The organism is Verminephrobacter aporrectodeae subsp. tuberculatae At4, assembly GCF_000193225.1.
Taxonomy (GTDB): Bacteria; Pseudomonadota; Gammaproteobacteria; order Burkholderiales; family Burkholderiaceae_C; genus Acidovorax; species Acidovorax aporrectodeae.
Map to the genome: position 1 here is coordinate 1 of NZ_AFAL01000077.1, position 5,387 is coordinate 5,387.

The 5,387-nt window shown below is 65.5% G+C and carries 4 protein-coding genes and 1 pseudogene; all 5 read right to left on the reverse strand.

Going from position 1 to position 5,387, the window contains the following annotated elements; all coding sequences use genetic code 11:
• On the reverse strand, window positions 1-2,821 hold a 2,821-nt coding region (locus tag VTU_RS0103285), incomplete at its 3' end, for a valine--tRNA ligase (protein WP_010100738.1).
• A 595-nt stretch (window positions 2,822-3,416) separates the two neighbouring features.
• Window positions 3,417-3,803 (reverse strand): HepT-like ribonuclease domain-containing protein, encoded by a 387-nt coding sequence (locus tag VTU_RS0103295; protein ID WP_010100740.1) that lies wholly within the window; start codon window positions 3,801-3,803, stop codon window positions 3,417-3,419.
• Complete coding sequence (locus VTU_RS0103300; protein WP_010100741.1) at window positions 3,800-4,090, reverse strand: nucleotidyltransferase family protein; 291 nt, start codon at window positions 4,088-4,090, stop codon at window positions 3,800-3,802. Before VTU_RS0103300 ends, VTU_RS0103295 begins: the two co-directional genes overlap by 4 nt.
• A 97-nt stretch (window positions 4,091-4,187) precedes the next feature.
• A pseudogene (locus VTU_RS0103305) lies at window positions 4,188-4,419 on the reverse strand (IS3-like element ISAzo10 family transposase); the annotation flags it as partial.
• Between the two features lie 92 nt (window positions 4,420-4,511).
• On the reverse strand, window positions 4,512-5,387 hold an 876-nt coding region (locus VTU_RS0103310), incomplete at its 5' end, for a malate/lactate/ureidoglycolate dehydrogenase (protein WP_010100743.1).

The following is a 5,387-nucleotide window of genomic DNA, read 5'->3' on the forward strand; positions in this document are numbered from 1 at the left end:
CGATGACCGCCGGCGGCGCCTTGGCGACGAAGGCCGGGTTGTCCAGCTTGGCGCCGGCCTTCGCGGCCTCGCCTTCGATGCGCGCGATTTCTCTCGCCAGGCGCGCCTTCTCGGCCGCCACGTCGATCTCCATGTGCAGGCATATGCGCGCGTCGCCCACCACGGCCACGGGGGCCGCCTGCGCGGCGCTGGCCCAGGCGGCTTCGTCGTCGAAGACCCGGACTTCGCCGAGTCTGGCCAGCGCTTGCAGCACCGGCGCCACGGCGCGCATGAACTCGGAGTCGCCCACGGCGTACAGGGGCAGACGCGCCGCGGGCGAGAGGTTCATCTCGCCGCGCAGGGCACGGCACGCGTCCACCAGGGCCTTGACGCGGGCCATGTGGGCGAGCGCGGCCGCGTCGATCTTCTCGGGCCGGGCCTGCGGGTAGTGGGCGATTCCCACGGATTCGCCTGCCAGGCCGGCCACGGGCGCGACCGTTTGCCACAGGGCCTCGGTGATGAACGGGACGATCGGGTGCGCCAGGCGCAGGATGGCTTCGAGCGTGCGGATCAGCGTGCGGCGCGTGGCGCGCTGCGCGGCCTCGCTGCCGTGGTGCAGCTGTACCTTGGCGATTTCCAGGTACCAGTCGCAGTATTCGTTCCAGACGAAGTCGTAGATCGCGTTCGCCACGTTGTCCAGGCGGTATTCGGCAAAGCCCTTCTCCACCTCGGCCGCGGTCCCTTGCAGCAGCGACGCGATCCAGCGGTCGGCCGGGCTGAACGCCAGGTAGCCCTGCGCCGGGCCGCCACTCTGGCAGTCCTGCGGGGTGTGCTCCTGAAGGCCGCAGTCCTGGCCCTCGCAGTGCATCAGCACGAAGCGGCTCGCGTTCCATAGCTTGTTGCAGAAATTGCGGTACCCCTCGCAGCGCTTGCTGTCGAAGTTGATGCTGCGCCCCAGCGTGGCCAGCGCCGCAAAGGTCAGGCGCAGCGCGTCCGCGCCGTAGGCGGGAATGCCTTCGGGGAACTCCTTTTGCGTGCTCCGGCGCACCGCGGGTGCGTCCTCGGGCCTGCGCAGGCCGGTGCTGCGCTTGTCCAGCAGGGGCTCCAGCGCGATGCCGTCGATCAGGTCCACGGGGTCGAGCACATTGCCTTCGGACTTGGACATCTTCCTGCCCTGCGCGTCGCGCACCAGGCCGTGGATGTACACCTGCCGGAACGGTACGCGGCCCGTGAAATGCGTGCTCATCATGATCATCCGGGCGACCCAGAAGAAGATGATGTCGTAGCCCGTCACCAGCACGGAGGAGGGCAGGTAGAGGTTGAAGTCGTCGCCCGCAGCGCGGCCCTGCTCGGGCCAGCCCATGGTGCTGAAGGGAACGAGGGCGGCGGAGTACCAGGTGTCGAGCACGTCGGCGTCGCGGCGCAGCGTCCTGCCCGGGGCCTTGGCCTGCGCCTCGGCCTCGCTGCGCGCGACGATCACGCCGCCGTCCTCGTCGTACCAGGCCGGAATCTGGTGCCCCCACCACAGCTGGCGGCTGATGCACCAGTCCTGGATGTTGTTCATCCACTGGTTGAAGGTGTTGACCCAATTTTCCGGAACGAAGCGCACCTCGCCGCCGGCCACCGCGTCGATGGCCTTTTGCGCCATGCTCTTGCCGCTGGCGTCCCCCTCGCCCACCCGGTTCATGGCCACGAACCACTGGTCCGTGAGCATGGGCTCGACCACCTGGCCGGTGCGGGTGCAGATGGGCAGCATGTGCCGGTGCTTTTGCACCTCGACCAAGGCGCCGCAGGCTTGCAGATCGGCGACCACGGCCTTGCGCGCGACGAAGCGGTCCATTCCGCGGTACTTCTCCGGCGCGTTCTCGTTGATGCTCGCCTGCAAGGTCAGCACCACCCGCATGGGCAGCCCGTGGCGCTGGCCCACGGCGTAGTCGTTCGGGTCGTGCGCGGGCGTGACCTTGACCACGCCGGTGCCGAATTCCGGGTCCACGCAGGCGTCGGCAATCACCGGAATCTGGCGCGCGCACAGGGGCAGCTGCACGCTCTTGCCGACGAGGGCGCGGTAGCGCGCGTCCTCGGGGTGCACCATCAGCGCCACGTCGCCGAACAGGGTCTCGGGCCGCGTGGTCGCCACCCGAAGGCTGCCCGAGCCATCGGCCAGCGGGTACGCGATGTGCCATAGAAAGCCGGCGCGCTCTTCGCTTTCGACCTCCAGATCGGACACCGCCGATTGCAGCTGCGGGTCCCAGTTCACCAGGCGCTTGCCACGGTAGATCAGGCCCTGCTCGTACAGCCGCACAAAGGTCTCGGTCACCGCCCGGGAGAGCTTCTCGTCCATCGTGAAATACTCGCGGCTCCAGTCCACGCTGTCGCCCATGCGGCGCATTTGCGTGGCAATGGTGTTGCCGGATTTCCTCTTCCACTCCCAGACCTTGGAGACAAAGTTCCTGCGCGCCTCGGCCGGGGTGGGCCCCAGGTCGTGGCGGCTGACGCCCTGCTCCTGCAACTGGCGCTCAACGACGATCTGCGTGGCAATGCCCGCGTGGTCGGTGCCCGGCAGCCACAGGGTGTTGAAGCCGCGCATGCGGTGGTAGCGCGTGAGGCTGTCCATGATCGTCTGGTTGAACGCATGGCCCATGTGCAGCGTGCCCGTCACATTCGGCGGCGGCAGCTGGATGGAGAACGCCCCCTCGCCCGCGCGCGGCGCGCCACTGCCACGAAACCCCGCGACGCCATAGCCGCGGCGCTCCCATTCCGGCCCCCATCGGGCCTCCAGGGCAGCGGGTTCAAAGGACTTGGACAGGCTGTCGAGGCCGGGACGTTGCAGGGGCGGGAGCATGGGATGGGGCAGTGCAGGAGGCGGCCGGGCGCCTTGGCGGACGAGGGGGAGCGGGGATTTTAAGGGAGCCGACCCGGGCCGCCGGCCGGGGCGAGGCGGCCGCAAGGCTTTTCCTTGACCTTGCTTGGGTTGGTGCTGGGCCGTGGGGGCTCCTGTTTCGTGCGGCATCCAACACGTGCAATAGCCGCTGGTAGTGAATGCCGGCGGGCAGGTCACCTTCGGCCTATCCGCTGATTCACCGGGTTCTGATGGGTGTTGGCGTTGAAGTGCCGCTCGCCCGCATGCCCATGATTTCCTGCCGATCTCGGGATTATTGTTTATTCATCGAAATCAAGCTGCCTTTGTGCCGATTGTTGATCTGCCGATCGTTGCTCCGATGCAATGTGGCGATCAAGCTGTTGAAGGCATTTTTCCACGAAGTCCTTGACACGGGGGCGCGGATCATTGGGATAGTGTTTCTGCAATTCTTTCTTCTTGGCTCGGTATGCATCCGCATGATGCATAATCGATACGGCCGGTGATTGTTTAAGTCATGCTTGCTGAAATTCACACCACGGTGTGTAGGGATCGAACATCGGCGGCTTGTTGTCGTTGGTCATGGATCCATTCCTCCATGATCATGGTTTTTCGTCAAACTGGCTTGTACTTCTGTAACTTGAGCATGTAGGCCGGGGAGGTCGCTCTGGAGCATATTCCAGATGATTTCAAGATCCACTTTGTCATAGCCATGCGAGACGCGGTTACGCATCGTGTACATGACTTTCCAAGGAATGTCATCGTGCCGTGCGGCGAACTCCGGTGCTACGCGCTGGATGTTGTTCGACGCCTCGCCGAGGATTTCTATATTGCGGATCACGGCGTCCTGTACCAAATCGCTGTTCAGGAATCCAACTTCATCCATGTCCGCCGTGTAGCGGTCGATCCGCTCGATAGCCTTCAGGATGTGCCCGATGTAGTCAAGGGTGCGCAGTACCTTGGTCATACTGGAACTGCCTCCGAGAGAACCCTGCTGCGGAATGTCTCGGGCAAGGCCCTCGGCGTCAGTACATCCACCGACACGCCAAGAAGGCGTTGCAGTTCCACCTGAATGGCAGCCACGTCCATCAGCGTTGTTTCCGGCGTCGGGTCGATGAGGATGTCCAGATCGCTGCTGTCTGTATCTTGCCCGCGGAGGACAGAGCCAAACACCCGCGCATTGCAGGCGCGGTGCGCAGCCACCACGCCCCGAATCGCAGCACGGTTCGAGGCCAAGGCTTCAGAGGGCTTCATTCGTTCTCCCACGATAAAATCCGTTTTCATCTTAGAGCAACATCACCGGGAAAGCAACAACAAAATCCGGCGCGTGTCAAGATAGTTGTCGCCTCGTTCAAACAGCCATCGGTTGAATATCCTGTGCCATCGAATGCGTCTTGATGACCGAATCGCGTTCAGGGTTGAGGTTCACGGCCTCGATGTGCGACCCGTTGCGCGTGGCGCCAGACCAGCGTGCCGGGTTGAGCGCACGAGCGCTGATGTACAGCGCGCGCCGAGCGCGCCAGGATCGCTTTGTCTTGACCTGCATGGCGCTGTGCCGGGCTGACGTAGCGGATGCCGCTGTTCATGGGAACTTGCTCACCAACACCTTGAAAGGGGTGGGGCTGAGTAGTTGCTCCGGTTTACTGCCCCGGCCCTTTGCGCAGCCGGCCCTGCGTCACAGAGCCACCCCCACCTTGGCCCCGGCGGCGACGATCTCGTCCCAGGTCGCCGCGTCGATCCGGATTCCGTCGCGCGCACGCTGCGCGCGGGCACGGCGTTCGGGTTCGCCGGCGATTTGCACTTGGTCAAAGCCCGTGCCCGGCGGACTTTGGCGCAACCAGTCGATAAAGGCCCTGGCTTCCTGCGCGAAGTGGTCCTGCGTTCCGAGCCGGACGGGGTCGATCAGCACCGTCAGCATTCCGTTGAGCACCGCGCGCTCGCTGCCCGCCGGGCGATGCCAGGTGCCGCCGCCCGTGAGCGCGCCGCCCAGCAGCTCGCAGGCCAACGCCATGCCGTAGCCCTTGTGCTCGCCAAAGGTCATGAGCGCACCGAACAGGCCCTGGCTCTGCGGCACCACGACGACGCCCGGGTTGTTCGTGGGCGCGCCTTTTTCGTCGATCAGGTAGCCGTCGGGAACCGGCTCGCCCTTGTTGTAGGCCACGCGCATCTTGCCCTGCGCCGCGCGGCTGGTCGCGTAGTCGAGCACAAAGGGGGGCTCGCCTGCGAGCGGAATGCCGATGCAGCAGGGGTTGGTGCCAAAGCGCCCGTCGCCGCCGCCCCAGGGCGCGACCACGGGCCGCGAGAGCACGTTCACGAAGTGCATCGCGACCAGCCCCTGCGCCGTGGCCAGTTCCGCGAAATGCCCTATGCGCCCCAGGTGGTGTGCGTGCGCGAGCGTGGCGATGCAGCTGCCGTGCTGCTTGGCCCGCGCAATGCCCAGTTCCAGCGCCTGCACACCGACGATCTGCCCGTAGCCGTACTGGCCGTCGAGCCCCAGCAGCGTTCCGGTGTCGAGAGTCAGTTTGACGGCAGCATTCGGCTTCAGCCCCCC

Excerpts from the sequence above, each read along its gene's own strand:
- VTU_RS0103295 (WP_010100740.1), bottom strand. The coding sequence starts at position 3,803 with ATGACCAAGGTACTGCGCACCCTTGACTACATCGGGCACATCCTGAAG.
- VTU_RS0103300 (WP_010100741.1), bottom strand. The coding sequence starts at position 4,090 with ATGAAGCCCTCTGAAGCCTTGGCCTCGAACCGTGCTGCGATTCGGGGC.